This window comes from Micromonospora sp. DT31 (genome assembly GCF_049841795.1).
GTDB lineage: Bacteria > Actinomycetota > Actinomycetes > Mycobacteriales > Micromonosporaceae > Micromonospora.
This window is the reverse complement of record NZ_JBNCKZ010000020.1, coordinates 1-16,556: the sequence shown is the minus strand read 5'-3', so window position 1 is coordinate 16,556 and position 16,556 is coordinate 1. Positions and strand designations below refer to the sequence as shown.

The window sequence follows — 16,556 nt, the reverse complement described above, 5'->3', positions numbered from 1 at the left end:
GTGGCCGGGCTGCTCGCCCGCCGGTACACGAGCCGGCGCTGGCCTACCGCACGGTCGACACCGTGGAACTGCTGCTGGCCCTGCCGGCGGGGCATCCGCTGGCCGCCGTCGGGGCGGCCAGGCTGACGTGGTCGACCTGCCGGCGGTGAAGTGGCCGTGGGAGAACGGCACGACTCCTTCGTCGCTCGCTTGGGCAGACCCTCGCCCGCGCGACCTGAAGGTCCTACGGGAATAACCTCCTCGCGAACTCGCGGTAGGACTGCGAGTAGAAGTCCGGGGCATCGCCCACACGGATCAACTCTTCACTCACCATCGCTCTGGCTGCGGCCTCGTCGCCGTCTAGCATGGCGACGACCGGCAGCACCACACTGCGCTGCTCCCGCAACAACAGGCTGTTCTCCTGATTCGCCAATCCGCTGGAAAGCGTCTTCCAGTCCGACCATTGATCCACGAACGGCATACCGTACTCAGCGACAGCGGCAGCTAGCTCTTCCGCAACGGTTTCCAAGTCCGCCCCCCGCACGAAGTCCCACTGAGTAAAGGTGCCCTGCGGCATGAGGTAGCCCAGCGGTTTGGTCGGACAGGCAACCGGGGCCGGCCAGCCCGCCAATTCGACCAGCGCCTTCTCAAGCCTAATGTGCCTAACCCCCACAACCGGGTTGATAGCAACACTCGCAGGGAGATCCCAGGTAGCGGCATTCAGGCCCAGCCATCCTGTCACCCCCTTGACATCCAACGACTTCGTCAACAGCCCGCGCTTCTTGGCGACAAATCCGTAACGTCTTAGAGCTGCCGCACAGGAGCCCTGGCTCATCCGCTCCAGGTCGCTCATGGCCGCCACACTACCATCAGCAGAATTTGTATCCTCCGTAGCCGGCAATGTTGACTCTCGTTGGGCCGATTGCCACACCAGCGAGACCAGCCTTGGCGGCGTTAGGCCCCCAGAATCGACCTCCGCTGGTTTCGATGGAATCGTAGCCGCCCTTCTTCCCCTGAGCCTTAGTGAATGTGGAACCGCGCGGTGATCGCCCGCGCCTGCCGGCTGGTCGCCCAATATCCACCTGCCAGCACGGGTACGGCGTGAGCCGCGCCCACCACGCTCGGCAGCCGACACACATGTCGTCGAGCCCTCGGACGTGCACCGCGAGGATCGCCTGTTCCTGCCCGCTGGTCACTGCTCGCCCTCCCGTGGCCAGTGGCCACGATTGATCGGAATCCGGTGCCGGGCGCGGCACGGCAGGTCGGCTCCACAGCGGCAGACGCGCCGCACGGACCCTCCCTCGCTCGCGAATGAGGGCGGCCTCCTGCCCTCAACCTGAGAGGGACGCGGCGACCAGGTGATACCCGCACCGCCCGCCGCATCCCGTGAGCAAGAAGCCACGGTCGGTCGCGCAGCGGAATGGGTAAGGCTTCTACGATTACGAGAGCAGCCCGACCTTGACCGCGAGGTCACAGGCATCGTTACGGGTGGAGCGTCCGGCCATCGAGCAGGTCCAACGTGACCTGGCGGGCGCACCCGTTGAAGCGGATCGTCTCCGGCGCCGACTCGTACGCCTGCCGCAGGGTCTTCACGGCCGCTTCCTTGTCGTCCTTGCCGTATGCGCCCGAGCGACCTCGATGAGGTGGCGTGCACGGCGCGGCCTCGACGGGATCACCGCCGAGTCGTGGCGGCGTGCCTGCCTCGCACCGTCCCGGGCAGGACCTGCGCAAACGCATCACCTTCGAGGTGCGCGGGGATCGTCGGCCGGTGATCATCACTGCCCACAAGCAGGAGTACCGGTCACCGTGGCGGGCCGCCGGGCCGTTCACTCACGCGGCGGCAGTCCCGTGCGGCGTGGCCCCCGTCGTAGGCCCGCTCCAAACCGGCCTCGTGGATGCGGGGCCCGGCTCTCGGGAAAGCCCCGCATCCACGCCCTCGACTCGTTCTACCTGCGGCGGGCGCCGCCGTCCTTCGACGGTGCGTACGACTTCGGCGGGGAGGGGGTCCGGGACTTCCCGGAGGACGTCCCGGAGGACAGGTCGGGCGAGTACCGGTCCGTCCTCGGCTCCGTGCCAACCGGTTCACTGCTCGAGCTTCCCGGAGCCACAAATCCGGAGGGACTGCCGGGCGCGTGCGGCCGGCTGAAGTACTGAGCTTGTTGATATGGAGTACCCGCGTTCAGAGCCGCCGCATTGACACGCAGCTCACTGTCTTCGTATCCATACGTCGTCGTGGCCGCACCCTGGGCGTTCGGCCGTCCACCGGAGGCCGGGTAGGTCCTGTTGTTGTCATAGGCCGACTGCAACTTGATGCGGTACTGCCCGGACCTCGAACTCTTTGTCATCGGCAGCATCTTGGCCACGTCGTTGACGAACTTCTGCTGCCTGTCCTTGCACTCGTTGCACGTACCACTGCTGACAACCAGGTCCACCTGGATACTCCGGATATCCTTCTTGTTCGACAACCTGGAGATCTTGTCGTATGCCCAGTCCAGGGCGTGCACCTCGGCGTCCTTTTTCGATTTCCTGACCTCGCTCCCGGCCCCTGTCCAGGTCGAGTACCGGCTGCCGCTCTTCGGTTCGGTGCCGCTCATGAACGGCGCCGACTGATAATCGGTCTCGTTGCCGTTCTTGTCCTTGATGTAGATATGGGCCTTGAGGGCAGTGCCGGGCGCCCCCTGGTTCTGCACCGCGTTGAACGCCATCGCCCGATTCGTCGATGCCCTCCCCATCGGCATCGCCAGTGCAGCTGATGCGACCGTGTACGGCTCTGATGCGACCGTGTAGGTCGGCGCCGATGCAACTGATGCCACCGTGTAGGTCGGCGCCGATGCAGCTGATGCCACCGTGTACGGGGAACCCTGATAAGAGGTTTCAGGATAGGACCCGTAGGACTGATATCCGTAGGAATTCGACTGGTTCGGATCGTAATTCGGCTGGTTGGGATCGTAGTACGGCTGATTGGGATCCACGACTGCTCCTTGGGTAGGGTGCGGACGGATCGAACGTCGACTCAAGCCGGGTACCGCCCTGCCGCCGGCGGCTCCTTCGGCCGACACGAGTCCGGCTTGCAGCCGCCGAGAGCCCGGAGGTATCCGAGTCCGTAGGTCACCTGAACGACGGATCACCGATGGCGGCGGTTCACGATTCCGGGAGACGTATCAAGGCGCGCCGGGAGCCGGCCGTACCCGCTGCGAGCGGCGAGGCCGGCTAGAAGGCGAGCGGTTCGACCGGTGGTGGCTGCTTGTCGCGATGTGAACCCGGCTTGCACCCGGCGAACGGCCCCGACGGATCGCGCAGCGACGTCATCACCGGCGTCAGGAAGTCACGGTGCCAGGTGGCCGGGCCGCTCAGGTTGCTGTCGGCGCCGGTCATCTCCTGCCACGCCATGGAGAGGCCGTGCAGCTGAGCCACCGCCTCCGGGTGGCGCCACCATTGGGAGCACCACGGCGCCCCGGAGGTGACCTCCCGGGCGTACACGGAAATGAGGAGGTGGTGCACCCAGACGGCGAGACGGTCGAGCGTCTCGCCGTAGCGCTGTCCGTCCTGGTAGAGGATGAACGGGGGCTGGAGGTCCTCCTTCGGCGGCGGTTCGGGCGTCTGGATGCCGGGGTCGTTCGCTACCTGGGTCATCGGGCTGCTCCCTGCGATGGACGGTGTCGTCCGAACAACGGACCGCCGCCCTCACCGGTTCAACCCCGTGCCCGTCCTCTTGGCGGGGGCATCTGCCTGGATCGGGGCCGGCGTGCCGACCGAGCATCGGGCTGCCGGCCGTTCCGCGGTGCGGCGCGTTGCCGCTCGAAGTCCCCTTTCGCGGCCTCGGCGATGAGACTCGGCAGGGTAGGTGTGCGCGGCTGTGCCGGGGCGGGACCGGCGGGCACCGGCTGGTCGAAGGCCTGCTGCGCCACCCGCTCTTCGCCCTTGTGGATCGCCTTCTCCAGAGATCTGGTGGTGTCCTCGTGGAAGTGCTTGGTCCGCTCCAGCCTTCCGCCGTAGAACAGCCGTCGGAAGGCGTCGTTCTGCGGGTTGGCCACCAGCGCGGCGTCGAGTTGGTCGAGCTGCCGCGCTTCCTGCAGCATCTGCGGCGCGTACTGCCGAGCCCGCTCCGTCCAGGACAAGGGCTGGGCGGCCGCCCCGGGATGCCCCCTGGCTTGGCTGTTCAAGGCCGGGCTGCTCATGGCCGGCCCGTGATATTCCATGGCCGGACTGCTCGTGGCCAGGCCACCCGTGGGCGCGGTCGCCATCGGCTCCCGCTTTGGCCGGAAAAGGTGGACGAAGCGGCGGAGGTAGTCACGCCACTTCGGTTCCAGGTTGCCGTCCGGCGAGGCGAGCCGGTCGACATACCGTTCGGCCTGGCCGAGGCGGATGGAGGAGGGACGGCTCTGGGAACCAGATTCTCGTAGCCGGTCGAAGTCGGCGGCGACGTACCGCATCCAGCGCTCGTCCGGTGTTCTGGGTCTGGGTGGCATACCGCTATGACGGACGACCACCCCGGCAGGTTCATCGCCGGCCGGCGCTGGCGCGGTCCCGCCTGGGCAGGAAGACCACCGCGAGGGTCGGCGTCGTCGGCAATCAGCACGGTGGTCACGGCAACGTGGCCTCCGACGGCGTACCGATCAACGACGTGGCGAGGTGATGGGCCACGAGCAGACGACAACGACATTGAACCGCTACACCCACTCCACGGCAGAGCGGGACCGCCGGATGTTGAAGGGGTCTGCTGCACCAATAGGTGACATCTGAGATGGCTTGCCCTGTGGGCGAGCTGGAAGGATGTCGCTGTGCCCAAGCCCTACCCTCGTGAGTTCCGTGATGACGTCGTGCGGGTGGCTCGTGACCGTGACCCGGGTGTGACGGTCGAGCAGATCGCCAAGGACTTCGGGGTCCACCCGATGACGTTGTTCAAGTGGCTGCGCCAGGCCGACGTCGAGGTCGGCGCCAAGCCGGGTGTGACCCGGAGCGAGTCGGCCGAGCTGCGGGAGGCGCGCAAGCGGATCCGCTTGCTGGAGCAGGAGAACGAGGTCCTGCGTCGGGCCGCTGCCTACTTGTCGCAGGCGCATCTGCCGGGAAAAGGCTCTACCCGCTCGTGAGCGAGTTGGCCGCCGACGGGATCCCCGTGGCGGTGACGTGCCGGGTACTGAACATCGCTCGTCAGCCCTACTACCGGTGGCTCGCCCAGCCGGTCGGCGACGCTGAACTGGCTGCGGTGTATCGGTCGGACGCGTTGTTCGACGCCCACCGCGACGACCCGGAGTTCGGCTACCGGTTCCTGGCCGATGAGGCCCGCGACGCCGGCCAGCCGATGGTCGAGCGCACCGCCTGGAGAATCTGCTCTGGCATGGCTGGTTCAGCGCGTTCAGCAGAAAGAAGCGTCGGGGCAAGGGCGGCAAGGTCGGTCCGCCAGTACACGACGATCTGGTGCGCCGCGACTTCACCGCAGACGGCCCGAACCGGTTGTGGCTGGCCGACATCACCGAAGACCGCACCGGCGAGGGCAAGCTCTACCTGTGCGCGATCAAGGACGTGTGGTCGAGGCGGATCGTCGGCTACTCCATCGACTCACGGATGAAATCGAGGCTGGCCGTCAACGCCCTGCACAACGCCGTAGCCCGCCGTGGTGACGTGGCCGGCTGCGTGCTGCACACCGACCGCGGGTCGCAATTCCGAAGCCGGAAATTCGTCCGCGCCCTCCACCAGCACCACATGACCGGGTCGATGGGCAGAGTCGGCGCCGCTGGCGACAACGCCGCCATGGAGTCGTTCTTCGGCCTGCTGCAGAGCAACGTCCTCGACCGCCGAACCTGGACGACCCGCCAGCAGCTCAGGACCGCGATCGTGACCTGGGTCGAACGGACCTACCACCGCCGACGACGCCAACGATCCCTGTCCCGGTTGACCCCTATCGAGTACGAGGCCATCATGACCCCACCGGCCAGTCAGGCCGCGTGACTAAAACTGTCACCTATCTGTGCAGCAGACCCCTACGACCTCGCGGTGCGTCGCCCGGTCCGGGTGCGGGAGGTGCGGGCGGCGGGTGCGCGCTTGGCGGTGCAGACCGACTCCGAATCGTGGTCGGCCCGGTACGTCATCTCCGCGACCGGGACGTGGCAGTGCCCGTACCGGCCGGACGTCTCAGGTCGGGAGGAGTTCGGTGGCCGGCAGTTGCATACCGTGGACTACGCCTCGCCGCTGGAGTTCCGCGGGCAGCGGGTCGTCATCGTCGGTGGGGGCAACTCGGGGGCGCAGATCCTGGCCGATGTGTCGCGGGTCGCCGAGGTCACCTGGGTCACCCGACGCCCGCCACGGTTCATGCCGGACGACGTCGACGGGCGGCCGAGGATCTCCTCGACCATGGTGTTCCACTCGATGGTGATCTTGTTGTTGGTCAGAGCGCGGTCGGCCATGATGCGGCTGGCGCGGAAGGTGTCGCAGCGGTGGATGATGGTGACGCTGCGGGCAAAGCGGGTGAGGAAAGTGGCTTCCTCCATAGCGGAGTCGCCGCCGCCGATAACGGCGATGTCCTGGTCGCGGAAGAAGAACCCGTCGCAGGTGGCGCAGGAGGAGACGCCGTGGCCGAGCAGTTCGGTCTCGCCGGGCACGCCGAGGGGCCGCCACGCGGATCCGGTGGCGAGGATGACCGCTCGCGCCTGGTGGGCCTGCTGGCCGACCCACACGGTCTTGACGTCGCCGGTGAGGTCGACGCGGGTGACGTCGTCGGTGAGGAACTGGGCGCCGAAGCGGTCGGCCTGCTTGCGCAGGTTGTCCATCAGTTCGGGGCCGGTGATGCCGTCGGGGAAGCCGGGGAAGTTCTCCACCTCGGTGGTGGTCATCAGGGAGCCACCGGACTGGGCGCCTTCGATGAGCAGGGGTGTGAGGTTGGCGCGGGCCGCGTAGACGGCGGCGGTGTAGCCGGCGGGCCCGGAGCCGATGATGATCAGGGGATGCGGGTCGGACACGAGGGACTCCTGCTCACAGGGGTGGAACCGCCCGCCGATGGCTGCCCCGGCGGGCGGTGACAAGGGTGGCGTCAGGCGCTCGGGCGCAGCTCGGTGAGGAGCTTCTCCACCCGGGTGCGGATGTCGTCGCGGATCGGGCGGACGGCGTCGACGCCCCTGCCGGCGGGGTCGTCGAGCTTCCAGTCCTCGTAGCGTTTGCCGGGGAAGACCGGGCAGGCGTCCCCGCAGCCCATCGTCACGATGACGTCGGACGACTCCGCCGTGGCGTACTCCAGCAGTTTCGGGGTCTGGTCGGTGATGTCGATGCCGACCTCGCGCATGGCCTGCACGGCGGCGGGATTGATGGTGTCGGCGGGCGCGGAGCCGGCGGAGCGGACCTCGACGGTGTTGCCGGCGAGGTGGCGTAGCCAGCCGGCGGCCATCTGGGAGCGGCCGGCGTTGTGGACGCAGACGAACAGGACGCTGGGCTTGTCACTCACGGTGGTTCCCTTACCGGTTAGGCGGTTGTCGTAGTGGAAGGCGTGGACGTGAAGTAGCGGCGGCGCGCCCACAGGGAGACGTAGACGAGTCCGACGAGGACGGGGACCTCGATCAGGGGGCCGACGACTCCGGCGAGGGCTTGGCCGGAGGTGACGCCGAAGGTGCCGATCGCGACGGCGATGGCGAGTTCGAAGTTGTTGCCGGCGGCGGTGAACGCGAGGGTGGTGGTGCGTTCGTAGCCGAGGCCGATGGCTCGGCCGAGGGCGTAGGAGCCGGCCCACATGAGGGCGAAGTACACCAGCAGGGGCAGGGCGATGCGGACGACGTCCAGGGGTCGGCTGGTGATGGCGTCGCCTTGCAGGGCGAAGAGGATCACGATGGTGAACAGCAGCCCGTAGAGGGCGGCCGGGGCGATGCGGGGCAGGAAGCGGGCCTCGTACCAGGCGCGGCCCTTGGCGCGTTCGCCGAGGCGGCGGGTGAGGTAGCCGGCGAGCAGTGGGATGCCGAGGAAGATGAGCACGTTGCGGGCGATGTCCCAGGCCGAGATGTTCAGCTCCGCCCCCGACAACCCCAACCAGCCGGGCAGTACGGACAGGTAGAACCAGCCGAGTACGCCGAAGGCGATGACTTGGAAGATGGAGTTGAGGGCGACCAGGACGGCGGCGGCTTCCCGGTCGCCGCAGGCGAGGTCGTTCCAGATGATGACCATGGCGATGCAGCGGGCCAGGCCGACGATGATCAGGCCGGTGCGGTAGGCGGGTTGGTCGGCCAGGAAGATCCAGGCCAGGGCGAACATCACGGCGGGGCCGACGAGCCAGTTGAGGACCAGCGAGGAGATCAGCAGCCGGCGGTCGCCGGTGACGGTGTCGAGTCGGTCGTAGCGGACCTTCGCGAGCACCGGGTACATCATGATCAGCAGGCCGACCGCGATGGGTAGCGAGATCCCGCCGATCTGCACCGCGTCCAGGGCGCTGTTCAGCCCGGGGATCAGCCGACCCAGGAGCAGGCCAACGACCATGGCCAGGCCGATCCACACGGGGAGGAACTGGTCGAGGCGGGACAGGCGGCCGACGACGGCGCTCTCGCCGGGGTCGGTGTCAGGGGTGGTGCGGGTGCTCACGGGCACTCCCGTCAATTCTCGGTCGCTGGTGGTGTGGGTCGGGTCCGTCATGCCGGGTGGGTGACGTGGAGGTCGTCGAGGAGGCGCCGGACGCGGCGTTCGATGTCGTCGCGGATCGGCCGGATGTCGGCGAGGTCGCGTCCGGCGGGGTCGTCGAGGTCCCAGTTCTCGTATCGGGTGCCGGGGAAGACCGGGCAGGCGTCGCCGCAGCCCATGGTGATGACGACGTCGGCGGCGCGGATGACCTCGTCGGTCCACGGCTTGGGGAATTCCGCGGCGATGTCGATGCCGCGCTCGGCCATCGCGGCGATCGCGGCGGGGTTGACCTCGGCGCCGGGTTCGCTGCCGCCGGACCACGCGACGGCGTTGTCGCCGGCGAGGTGGGTGAAGAAGCCCAACGCCATCTGCGAGCGGCCGGCGTTGTGGGTGCACAGGAACAGAGCGACGGGGCGGCCGTCGCGGTGGTGGCCCTCGACGCGGGCGAGGGCCTGCAGGCGCTGGCGGGCGAAGCGTTCGGCGAGCAGCGGCAGGTAGTGGGGGATGCTGCCGGCGGTGGCGAACTGGTCGTAGCTGGTGTGCAGGAACCGCTCGATGGTTTCGGTGCCGTAGACGCCGGTGAGCTCCTCGGCGAGGCGGGTGGCGGCGGTGCGCAGGGCGAGCTGTTGGTCGATGGACATCTACGGGTGGGCGTGAGTGTCAGTCATGGGGTCCTCGCGAGCTCATGGCGGGGGTGATGACGGGGGCGACGCGGTCGACGCGGGCGGCGAGGTCGGCGAATGCCGTCTCGAACGCGTCGTCGGTGTCGAGGCGGACGGGGTCGGGTACCGACCAGTGCAGGCGGGGCCGGGCGGGGGCGGTGAGTTCCTCGTGGGCGTTGTCGCAGACGGCGATGACCAGGTCGTCGTCGCGCACGATGTCCGCGACACGGTTGGTGCTGCTGGGGTCGAGGTCCAGACCGTGCCGGTGGGCCACGGCGACGGCCCGGGGGTGGACCCGCTCGGCGGGCTGTGTTCCCGCGCACGCGGCCGGGGTGTGGGTGCGCTCGGACCAGAGGGCGGCGGCGAGTTGCGAGCGGGCGGAGTTACGGGTGCACACGAACACCACCCGTCCCACGCCGGTCAGGGGCGCGGGGTGCAGTGCGGTGAGGGCTTCGGGACGCAGCCGCAAGTAGGTGCGGCGCCGGTCGCCCTCGGAGCGCCCACGGACGACGAGGCCGGCGTCGGTGAGGACTTTGACGTGGTGGGCGACGAGGTTCGTCGGTATCTGCAGGTCGTGGGCGATTTCTCCGGGCGAGGCGTCGCCGAGGGTGAGCGCGTCCACGATCGCCAGGCGCGCCGGGTCGCCGAGCGCGGCGTGGATCCGGGCGCGCCCTTGCAGGGAAGCAAGCTCAGTAATCATTGACTCAATAATTACTGAGGGATCGCGGGAGTGTCAAATGACGGTTGGGTGGCGGGCGCGAGGCGTCCGCAGCCCCCTCGGCGCGGGGGTCGGTTCAGCAGCAGGTCTTGAGGTAGGACTGCAGTTCGGCCAGCGCTGCCTGCGGCCGCCCGGGTCGCCGCCCAGGCCTCAGGCCACGGCGGCCGGTTCGACGCTGAGCAGCCCGGCGAGCTGGCGCAGGATGGCCGGCCGGGCCCGGTAGTACACCCAGGTGCCGCGGCGTTCGGCGTCGACCAGGCCGGCCTCGCGCAGCGTCCTGAGGTGGTGCGAGATCGTCGGCCCGGTCAGGTCGAACGCCGGGGTCAGGTCGCAGACGCACGCCTCCCCGCTCTTCGCCGAGGCGATCATCGACATCAGCTGCAGCCGCACCGGGTCGCCGAGCGCCTTGAACGCCGGCGCGAGCACCGCGGCGGTCTGCGCCGGCACCGGGCTCTGCGCCAGCGGCGGGCAGCACGGCGTGTCGGCGGTGAGGTCGATGACGGGAAGCAACGCAGCCTGCTTTGACATGCCTCTAGGTTGACACGTGTCTAAGCAGCGTGCAACTCTCTGATTCGACAGACGTCAAGACAGACGTCGTGGAAAGGGAGTCGTCATGTTCGGCACAGCACGACGCACGGCGAAAGCCCAGGCGGGGGCGCGGTTCTGTGACTCCTGCGCGCGGGTGTCCACCGCGGCGCAGCGGGCGCAGCGGCACTTCGACCAGGTCCGTGACGACGCCTACGCCCTGATCGGCGCCCGGTAACCGAAAGGTTGTGTAATGAGCGAGAGCACCCAGACCAGCCCCGCGACGGCGGGCGGGTTCGCCGGTGATCCGGGCGCCGCCCTGGCCGTGACCGGTTCCGGTTCCTGCTGTGGCAGCCCCGCGCAGGCGGTCGGCTCGATCCTTCCGCCCGCCGGGCAGTCGCCGACGGCGGGACCGTGCTGCGGCAGCCAGCAGGCCGCCGAAGCGGCCGGCTCCTGCTGCGGCACCGAGGCGAAGACCGAAGCCGTCACGACGGGTCAGGGGTGCTGCGGATGACCGCCCCGTCGGAGTCGGTCGCCCACTTGGACGCGACACTTCCCCTGGTGTCGGCAGAGCGGATGGCCGCCACGGTCACTGCTCTCGCCTCGGCTGAATTCGCCGGCCGGCGGGTCGGCACGGCCGGCGGTGCCGCCGCCCGCGCCTGGCTCGTCGCGCACCTCGCCGACCTCGGCGCGGCGGTCGACACTGATGACTTCCCGGTCCGCAACGTGCCCGAGCTGTACGCGGCGCCGACCGTCGTCTGGGGCGACGGTGACACCTCGACGCGGCTGACCTTCGGCCGCGAGGTCGCGGTCCATCCCGCCTCAGCCGACAGATCTGAGGTCAGGCGTGGCCCGTTGGGTGTGGCCGGCAGCGGCGACCCGACCGGCCGGTGGCTGGTGGTGCCCGCGGGCGGGAACCCTCTCGACGCCGCCCGCGACGCCTCGGGCGCCGCGGGTCTGCTGGTGAGCCGGGCTGTCGACGCCGACGGCTGGCAGTACACGGTCCTCGCCGGACCGGACCCAGGACCGCTGCCCATCCTGACCCTCGACGCGGGCACGCACCGCGCCGTCCTAGCCGTCGCCACCAGTGCGGGTTGGTGGAGTGCGAACACCCCGCTGCGCCGCCGCGACGTGACCGGCGCCAACATCCACGCGAGGTGCCCGGCGGCAGCGCCGGGTGGGATCGAGGTGTTGCTGACCGCCCACTACGACGGCGTCGGCGACCATCCGGGCCTGCGTCAGCCCGGCGCGTCCGACAACGCCAGCGGCGTCGCCGTGGTCCTGGAAGCCGCCCGAATCCTTACCGCCGCCCGCCCCGCGGGGGTCGGGCTGGCGGTCGCGCTGCTCGACGCCGAGGAGGTCGGTGCGCTGGGCTCGGCCCACCACAGCCAGCAGCTGCACGCCGGCGACGTTCGGCCGCTGGTCATCAACGTCGACGGCGCCGGGCTGCTCGACCAGGCCGCCGCGGTCGAGGCCGGCGGGCCGGCCCACGCGCTGCTCGCCCTGCTCGACCAGGCCGGGCGGCACACCGGCCTTCCGCTCGCCGCCGGCCCGGTCGCCTCCGACAACCGCCGCTACGCCGCCGCGGGGCTCGCCGCGGTGGGCATCGGCGCCGGCATGGCCGGCTACCACAGTCCCGCCGACACCCCCGACCGCGTCGACGCGCACACCCTGCAGGCGATCGCCCGCCTCGTTGTCGCGACCGTCGGCCTCGCCGCTTCCGCGCCCGCTACACTTTCATCGTCAATCGGCGATAAGCGATAGAAGGGGGGTGGGCTGTGGACGAGTTGCTCGACCGGAGCACCGCGCAGCAGTACGCGTCGTGGTTCCGGGCCCTCGCGGACCCGACCCGGGTCCAGATCGTCGAGTACCTCGCCCGTCACGCCCGACCGATGAGCGTCGGCGAGATCGTCGCCGCCGTCGGCCTGGCCCAGTCCACCGTCTCCCAACATTTGAAGGTCCTTACCGAGGTGCGGTTCGTCCTCGTCGAGGCGGTCGGCACCGCCCGGCACTACCGGATCAACGACGCCTGCGTCGACTGCTTCCCCTCCGCCGCCGACGTCGTCATGGGCCGACCCGCCCCCCACCCGAACGGAGCGTGCTGATGGCCGACATCACCGTTCGCCCCATGAAGGCCGGCGACGCCGCACGGGTGCTCGCCATCTACCAGGCCGGCCTCGACGGCGGCGACGCCAGCTTCGAGACCACGGCGCCGACCTGGACGCAATTTGACGCCGGCAAACTGTCCGCGCACCGTTTCGTCGCCGCCGACGGCACGGTGATCGGGTGGGTCGCCGTCTCGCCCACCTCCGCCCGCGCGGTCTACGCCGGCGTGGTCGAGCACTCCGTCTACGTCGACCCCGCCGCCCGTGGCCGCGGCGTCGCCCGCCTCCTGCTGGACGCCCTGATCGCCTCCACCGAAGCAGCCGGTGTCTGGACCATCCAGTCGGGTGTCTTCGGCGAGAACACCGCCAGCCTCCGCCTGCACGAGCGCGCCGGTTTCCGGGTCATCGGCGTGCGCGAGCGCATCGCCCGCCACCACGGCCGGTGGCGCGACGTGATCCTGCTGGAGCGCCGCAGCCCCGTCATCATCTGACCAACTCTCGACCCCGCCGCACGGCCGCCGTCTACCTGTTTGATTCGACAACTCTCGACACAGAGGAGATACCTGATGAACGCCCTGAATGACCTGCCCGTCGTGGTGATCGGCGCCGGGCCGGTCGGCCTGGCCGCCGCCGCGCACCTGCACGAGCGTGACCTACCGTTCCTCGTCCTGGAAGCCGGCGACACCCCCGCCGCCGCCGTGCGGCAGTGGGGCCACGTGCGGGTCTTCTCCCCCTGGCGCTACAACATCGACCCCGCCGCCCGCCGCCTGCTCGACGACGCCGGGTGGGTCGCCCCCGACCTGGAGGTCCTGCCCACCGGCGCCGAGTTGGCCAACAACTACCTCCAGCCCCTCGCGGAGGTGCCGCAGCTCAAGCCGCACCTGCGCTACGGCGCCCGCGTCGAGGCGATCAGCCGCCTCGGCCTGGACCGGCTGCGCACCGCCGGCCGCGACACGACCCCGTTTCTGATCCGCCTCGCCGACGGCCAGGAGGTGCTCGCCCGCGCGGTCATCGACGCCTCCGGCACCTGGGGCACCCCGAACGTCCTCGGATCCTCCGGACTGCCCGCCCGCGGCGAGCGCGATGTCGCCGGGTACCTGGAGCACGCGCTGCCCGACGTCCTCGGGACCGACCGGGACCGCTTCGCCGGCCGGCACACCCTCGTCGTCGGCGCTGGCCACTCCGCCGCCAACACCCTGCTCTCCCTCGCCGAGTTGGCCGAATCCACCCCGGGCACCGAGGTGACCTGGGCAATCCGCACCACCTCACCGGCACGCACCTACGGCGGAGGCGACGCCGACGCGCTGCCCGCACGCGGTGCCCTAGGCTCCCGGCTACGCGCGCACGTCGACGCCGGCCGGATCCGCCTGCTCACCGGTTTCGCCGTGCACGCCCTCACCCCCACCGACGACCGGGTCAGCGTGATCGTGCGCCACGCCGACGGCAGCGAAGAGCAGACCACCGTGGACCGCATCGTCGCGGCCACCGGCTTCCGCCCCGACCACTCCATCGCCGCCGAACTGCGCCTCGACCTGGACCCAGTCATGGGCGCCACCCGCGCCCTGGCCCCGCTGATCGACCCCAACGAGCACTCCTGCGGCACCGTGCCCCCACACGGCGTGGACGAGCTCACCCACCCCGAGGCGGGCTACTACGCCGTCGGAATGAAGTCCTACGGACGGGCGCCGACCTTCCTCATGGCCACCGGCTACGAGCAGGTCCGCTCCGTCGTCGCCGCCCTCGCCGGCGACTGGACGGCCGCCCGCGACGTCCAACTCGACCTCCCCGAGACCGGGGTGTGCAACAGCAACCCGGACGAGTCCACCACCGCCGACAGCTGCTGCGGGCCGGCACCGGCCGCCCAGAGCTCCGGCCGGGGCCTGGCCACCGGCATCTCCGGCGGCCTACTCGCCGCACCGTTGAGCCTGCTCACCCTCGACGCCGCACCCGCTGACACGCAGACCGGCGGCTGCTGCGCCAGCTGATGCCCACCACCCTCACGGTGCCCGCCGACGCAGCCGTCGGCGGGCACCACGGGCGGCGCATCGTCGCCGCCCTCGCCGTCACCTCCACCATCGGATACGGCACCCTCTACTACGCCTACGCCGTCCTGCTCACCCCGATGGCCGCCACCCTCGGCACCTCCACCACCGCCGTCACCGGCGCACTCACCGCGAGTGTCCTTGCTGGTGCCCTCGCGGCGATCCCCGTCGGACGGTGGCTCGACCACCACGGCGGACGCGCCCTCATGACCACCGGCTCCATCACCGCCACCGCCCTCCTCGTGGCCTGGTCCCAGGTGCACACCATCGAACAGCTCTACGCGGTGATGATTGGGATCGGGATCACCGGCGCGATGGTCCTCTACGAACCCGCGTTCGCCGTCATCGTCGCCTGGTTCACCCCCGACCGACGCCCCACCGCCCTGCTCGCCGTCACCATCGTCGCCGGATTCGCCAGCACCCTCTTCATGCCCCTCACCGGCCTCCTGGCCGCCCACCTCGGCTGGCGCGGCGCCCTGCTCGTCCTCGCCGCCGTCCACGGCGCGGTCACCGTGCCGCTGCACGCCCTCACCATCCGCCGGCCCCGACTGGCAACAACGACGGCACCCGCCCGCACCGAGCGGTCCGAGCACGCCCAACGGCGCGCCGTCGCCCAGGCCGCGATGCGCGACACCCGGTTCTGGATCCTCGCCGCGACCCTGATCGCCCACGGCGCGGCCACCAGCACCATGACCGTGCACCTCATCGGCTACCTCACCAGCCGCGGCCACCCCGCCACCGTCGCCGCCACCCTGACCGGACTGCTCGGCGTCCTGTCCGTCACCGGACGACTCGTCCTCACCGCCGTCCGCCGCCACCTACGCGTCACCACCATCGTCGCCGCCGTCTTCACCACCCAGGCCGCCGCCGTGCTCGCCATGCCGCTGCTCGCCGGCACCCGTACCGGCGCGGTCATCACCGTCATCGGCTTCGGACTCGGCTTCGGCATCACCAGCCTCGCCACCCCCGCCCTACTCACCGACCGGTACGGCACCACCGCCTACGCCACCATTTCCGGCCGACTCTCCGCCCCCGTCACCATCGCCAAAGCCACGGCACCCCTCGCCGCCGCCGCCACCCTCCTGCACACCACCGCCGGATACACACCCATGCTCACCGCCATTGCCGCATGCTGCGCCCTGGCCGCCATCGGCATGCGGTAAGGGCCTGATTGCTCAGATGCTCGATGCGCGCAAGCAGGCCAAGAAGCTCCAAGCGCAAGCGGAGGCGCGCTGGCACCGCGAGTTGGTTGCCGAGCAAAAGCGTCAGGAGGCGGAGGCACGCCGCGAAGCTGAGCAAGCCGAGGCTGCGGCAAAGAAGGCCGAGGCAGCACGCCTGAGGCATGAAGTACAGGCGAAGCGTTTGGCCGACCAAGCGGCGGCGAAAGCAGCGCGAGAGGCCGCCCAACGCGAGCGTGCTGAGGAACGACGCCTAGCTGCCGACGCTCGCAAGAAGGCGCAGGAGGCAGCCGCCGGGAAGCGCCTGGCGGAGCGGGAGGCACACGCCCAGAAGATGGCAGAGGCCGAGTTCCGGACCGAGGCCGTCAGCACGAGGATTGCGGAGTACGCACAGCTGCTAGCCGGGAGGAACAAGCGGGCCGCCGAGTCTGACCTCGAACTTAGGGCGGCTCTGTCGAACGGCGGACCACCCGCGTTTGTTGAGCGTCTACAACACGTCCTCGCTCAGTCGCGATACCCGGAGGGCCTGACAGGCAAGGCCGCCGCTCACTATGACCCTGCCTCCAGGGAGCTACTCATCGAGTACGAGCTGCCACTGCGAGACGTCGTGCCCACCGTGATCGCTTATCGATACACGACGGCGAAGGGCATGGTTGCTATACCTCGCAAGGAGCCCGAGACTAACGACCTCGTGCGTGGTTGGCGGTAGCAGGATCTGTGCCGTCTCATCGTTGGTGGGGTGCGGCGGGTAGGGC

At 69.9% G+C, this 16,556-nt stretch carries 17 protein-coding genes and 4 pseudogenes; 10 read left to right on the top strand and 11 right to left on the bottom strand.

What is annotated here, in order from left to right:
• Positions 1–223: 223 nt before the first annotated feature.
• The 5 genes and pseudogenes from ACLQ2X_RS24390 to ACLQ2X_RS24370 all read right to left on the bottom strand — a co-directional run bounded on the left by ACLQ2X_RS24390 (position 224) and on the right by ACLQ2X_RS24370 (position 4,412).
• On the bottom strand, positions 224–832 hold the full coding sequence (locus ACLQ2X_RS24390; protein WP_425683426.1) for a hypothetical protein: 609 nt from the start codon (positions 830–832) through the stop codon (positions 224–226).
• 586 nt (positions 833–1,418) lie between these two features.
• A pseudogene (locus ACLQ2X_RS24385) lies at positions 1,419–1,691 on the bottom strand (XRE family transcriptional regulator); the annotation flags it as partial.
• Positions 1,692–1,925: 234 nt separating this feature from the next.
• Positions 1,926–2,951 carry a hypothetical protein gene (locus ACLQ2X_RS24380; RefSeq protein WP_425683425.1) on the bottom strand — a complete coding sequence of 342 codons (1,026 nt, stop codon included), beginning with the start codon at positions 2,949–2,951 and terminating at the stop codon, positions 1,926–1,928.
• A gap of 238 nt (positions 2,952–3,189) precedes the next feature.
• On the bottom strand, positions 3,190–3,612 hold the full coding sequence (locus tag ACLQ2X_RS24375; protein ID WP_425683424.1) for a DUF4913 domain-containing protein: 423 nt from the start codon (positions 3,610–3,612) through the stop codon (positions 3,190–3,192).
• A gap of 59 nt (positions 3,613–3,671) precedes the next feature.
• Positions 3,672–4,412, bottom strand: a complete 741-nt coding sequence (locus ACLQ2X_RS24370; protein ID WP_425683423.1) for a hypothetical protein — start codon at positions 4,410–4,412, stop codon at positions 3,672–3,674.
• A 348-nt stretch (positions 4,413–4,760) separates the two neighbouring features.
• Between ACLQ2X_RS24370 and ACLQ2X_RS24365 the strand changes: the two are divergent.
• A pseudogene (locus ACLQ2X_RS24365) lies at positions 4,761–5,928 on the top strand (IS3 family transposase).
• Positions 5,929–5,973: 45 nt separating this feature from the next.
• Positions 5,974–6,237, top strand: a pseudogene (locus ACLQ2X_RS24360) (NAD(P)-binding domain-containing protein); the annotation flags it as partial.
• 17 nt (positions 6,238–6,254) lie between these two features.
• Here the strand turns inward: ACLQ2X_RS24360 and ACLQ2X_RS24355 are convergent.
• From ACLQ2X_RS24355 to ACLQ2X_RS24330, 6 genes and pseudogenes are all read right to left on the bottom strand, one after another.
• A pseudogene (locus ACLQ2X_RS24355) lies at positions 6,255–6,935 on the bottom strand (NAD(P)/FAD-dependent oxidoreductase); the annotation flags it as partial.
• A gap of 71 nt (positions 6,936–7,006) precedes the next feature.
• Positions 7,007–7,414: an arsenate reductase ArsC gene (locus ACLQ2X_RS24350; RefSeq protein ID WP_425683422.1), complete on the bottom strand. Its 408-nt coding sequence runs from the start codon at positions 7,412–7,414 to the stop codon at positions 7,007–7,009.
• Between the two features lie 17 nt (positions 7,415–7,431).
• Complete coding sequence (gene arsB, locus ACLQ2X_RS24345) at positions 7,432–8,535, bottom strand: ACR3 family arsenite efflux transporter (protein WP_425683421.1); 1,104 nt, start codon at positions 8,533–8,535, stop codon at positions 7,432–7,434.
• Positions 8,536–8,582: 47 nt separating this feature from the next.
• Positions 8,583–9,212 (bottom strand): arsenate reductase ArsC, encoded by a 630-nt coding sequence (locus ACLQ2X_RS24340; RefSeq protein ID WP_425683420.1) that lies wholly within the window; start codon positions 9,210–9,212, stop codon positions 8,583–8,585.
• A 19-nt stretch (positions 9,213–9,231) separates the two neighbouring features.
• Positions 9,232–9,933, bottom strand: coding sequence for a helix-turn-helix domain-containing protein (locus ACLQ2X_RS24335; RefSeq protein ID WP_425683419.1), 702 nt, complete (start codon positions 9,931–9,933; stop codon positions 9,232–9,234).
• Between the two features lie 168 nt (positions 9,934–10,101).
• Positions 10,102–10,479 carry an ArsR/SmtB family transcription factor gene (locus ACLQ2X_RS24330; RefSeq protein WP_425683418.1) on the bottom strand — a complete coding sequence of 126 codons (378 nt, stop codon included), beginning with the start codon at positions 10,477–10,479 and terminating at the stop codon, positions 10,102–10,104.
• Between the two features lie 85 nt (positions 10,480–10,564).
• On the opposite strand from ACLQ2X_RS24330, the gene ACLQ2X_RS24325 reads away from it, so the two are divergent.
• The 8 genes from ACLQ2X_RS24325 to ACLQ2X_RS24290 all read left to right on the top strand — a co-directional run bounded on the left by ACLQ2X_RS24325 (position 10,565) and on the right by ACLQ2X_RS24290 (position 16,510).
• Positions 10,565–10,714, top strand: a complete 150-nt coding sequence (locus ACLQ2X_RS24325; RefSeq protein ID WP_425683417.1) for a hypothetical protein — start codon at positions 10,565–10,567, stop codon at positions 10,712–10,714.
• A gap of 15 nt (positions 10,715–10,729) precedes the next feature.
• Positions 10,730–10,990, top strand: coding sequence for a hypothetical protein (locus tag ACLQ2X_RS24320; protein WP_425683416.1), 261 nt, complete (start codon positions 10,730–10,732; stop codon positions 10,988–10,990).
• Complete coding sequence (locus tag ACLQ2X_RS24315; protein WP_425683415.1) at positions 10,987–12,240, top strand: M28 family metallopeptidase; 1,254 nt, start codon at positions 10,987–10,989, stop codon at positions 12,238–12,240. The genes ACLQ2X_RS24320 and ACLQ2X_RS24315 overlap by 4 nt, the downstream gene beginning before the upstream one ends.
• A gap of 14 nt (positions 12,241–12,254) precedes the next feature.
• Positions 12,255–12,581 (top strand): ArsR/SmtB family transcription factor, encoded by a 327-nt coding sequence (locus ACLQ2X_RS24310; protein WP_425683414.1) that lies wholly within the window; start codon positions 12,255–12,257, stop codon positions 12,579–12,581.
• Positions 12,581–13,072: a GNAT family N-acetyltransferase gene (locus tag ACLQ2X_RS24305; protein ID WP_425683413.1), complete on the top strand. Its 492-nt coding sequence runs from the start codon at positions 12,581–12,583 to the stop codon at positions 13,070–13,072. Before ACLQ2X_RS24310 ends, ACLQ2X_RS24305 begins: the two co-directional genes overlap by 1 nt.
• Positions 13,073–13,147: 75 nt before the next feature.
• On the top strand, positions 13,148–14,566 hold the full coding sequence (locus tag ACLQ2X_RS24300; protein ID WP_425683412.1) for an FAD-dependent oxidoreductase: 1,419 nt from the start codon (positions 13,148–13,150) through the stop codon (positions 14,564–14,566).
• Entirely contained in the window at positions 14,566–15,786 is a 1,221-nt protein-coding gene (locus tag ACLQ2X_RS24295; protein WP_425683411.1) for an MFS transporter, read from the top strand. Before ACLQ2X_RS24300 ends, ACLQ2X_RS24295 begins: the two co-directional genes overlap by 1 nt.
• 16 nt (positions 15,787–15,802) lie before the next feature.
• Positions 15,803–16,510, top strand: coding sequence for a hypothetical protein (locus tag ACLQ2X_RS24290; RefSeq protein ID WP_425683410.1), 708 nt, complete (start codon positions 15,803–15,805; stop codon positions 16,508–16,510).
• Positions 16,511–16,556 lie beyond the last annotated feature (46 nt).

Coding starts and splice junctions, on each gene's coding strand:
- ACLQ2X_RS24390 (WP_425683426.1), bottom strand. CDS start 832: ATGAGCGACCTGGAGCGGATGAGCCAGGGCTCCTGTGCGGCAGCTCTA.
- ACLQ2X_RS24375 (WP_425683424.1), bottom strand. CDS start 3,612: ATGACCCAGGTAGCGAACGACCCCGGCATCCAGACGCCCGAACCGCCG.
- ACLQ2X_RS24370 (WP_425683423.1), bottom strand. CDS start 4,412: ATGCGGTACGTCGCCGCCGACTTCGACCGGCTACGAGAATCTGGTTCC.
- ACLQ2X_RS24340 (WP_425683420.1), bottom strand. CDS start 9,212: ATGTCCATCGACCAACAGCTCGCCCTGCGCACCGCCGCCACCCGCCTC.
- ACLQ2X_RS24335 (WP_425683419.1), bottom strand. CDS start 9,933: ATGATTACTGAGCTTGCTTCCCTGCAAGGGCGCGCCCGGATCCACGCC.
- ACLQ2X_RS24330 (WP_425683418.1), bottom strand. CDS start 10,479: ATGTCAAAGCAGGCTGCGTTGCTTCCCGTCATCGACCTCACCGCCGAC.
- ACLQ2X_RS24325 (WP_425683417.1), top strand. CDS start 10,565: ATGTTCGGCACAGCACGACGCACGGCGAAAGCCCAGGCGGGGGCGCGG.
- ACLQ2X_RS24320 (WP_425683416.1), top strand. CDS start 10,730: ATGAGCGAGAGCACCCAGACCAGCCCCGCGACGGCGGGCGGGTTCGCC.
- ACLQ2X_RS24315 (WP_425683415.1), top strand. CDS start 10,987: ATGACCGCCCCGTCGGAGTCGGTCGCCCACTTGGACGCGACACTTCCC.
- ACLQ2X_RS24305 (WP_425683413.1), top strand. CDS start 12,581: ATGGCCGACATCACCGTTCGCCCCATGAAGGCCGGCGACGCCGCACGG.
- ACLQ2X_RS24300 (WP_425683412.1), top strand. CDS start 13,148: ATGAACGCCCTGAATGACCTGCCCGTCGTGGTGATCGGCGCCGGGCCG.
- ACLQ2X_RS24295 (WP_425683411.1), top strand. CDS start 14,566: ATGCCCACCACCCTCACGGTGCCCGCCGACGCAGCCGTCGGCGGGCAC.
- ACLQ2X_RS24290 (WP_425683410.1), top strand. CDS start 15,803: ATGCTCGATGCGCGCAAGCAGGCCAAGAAGCTCCAAGCGCAAGCGGAG.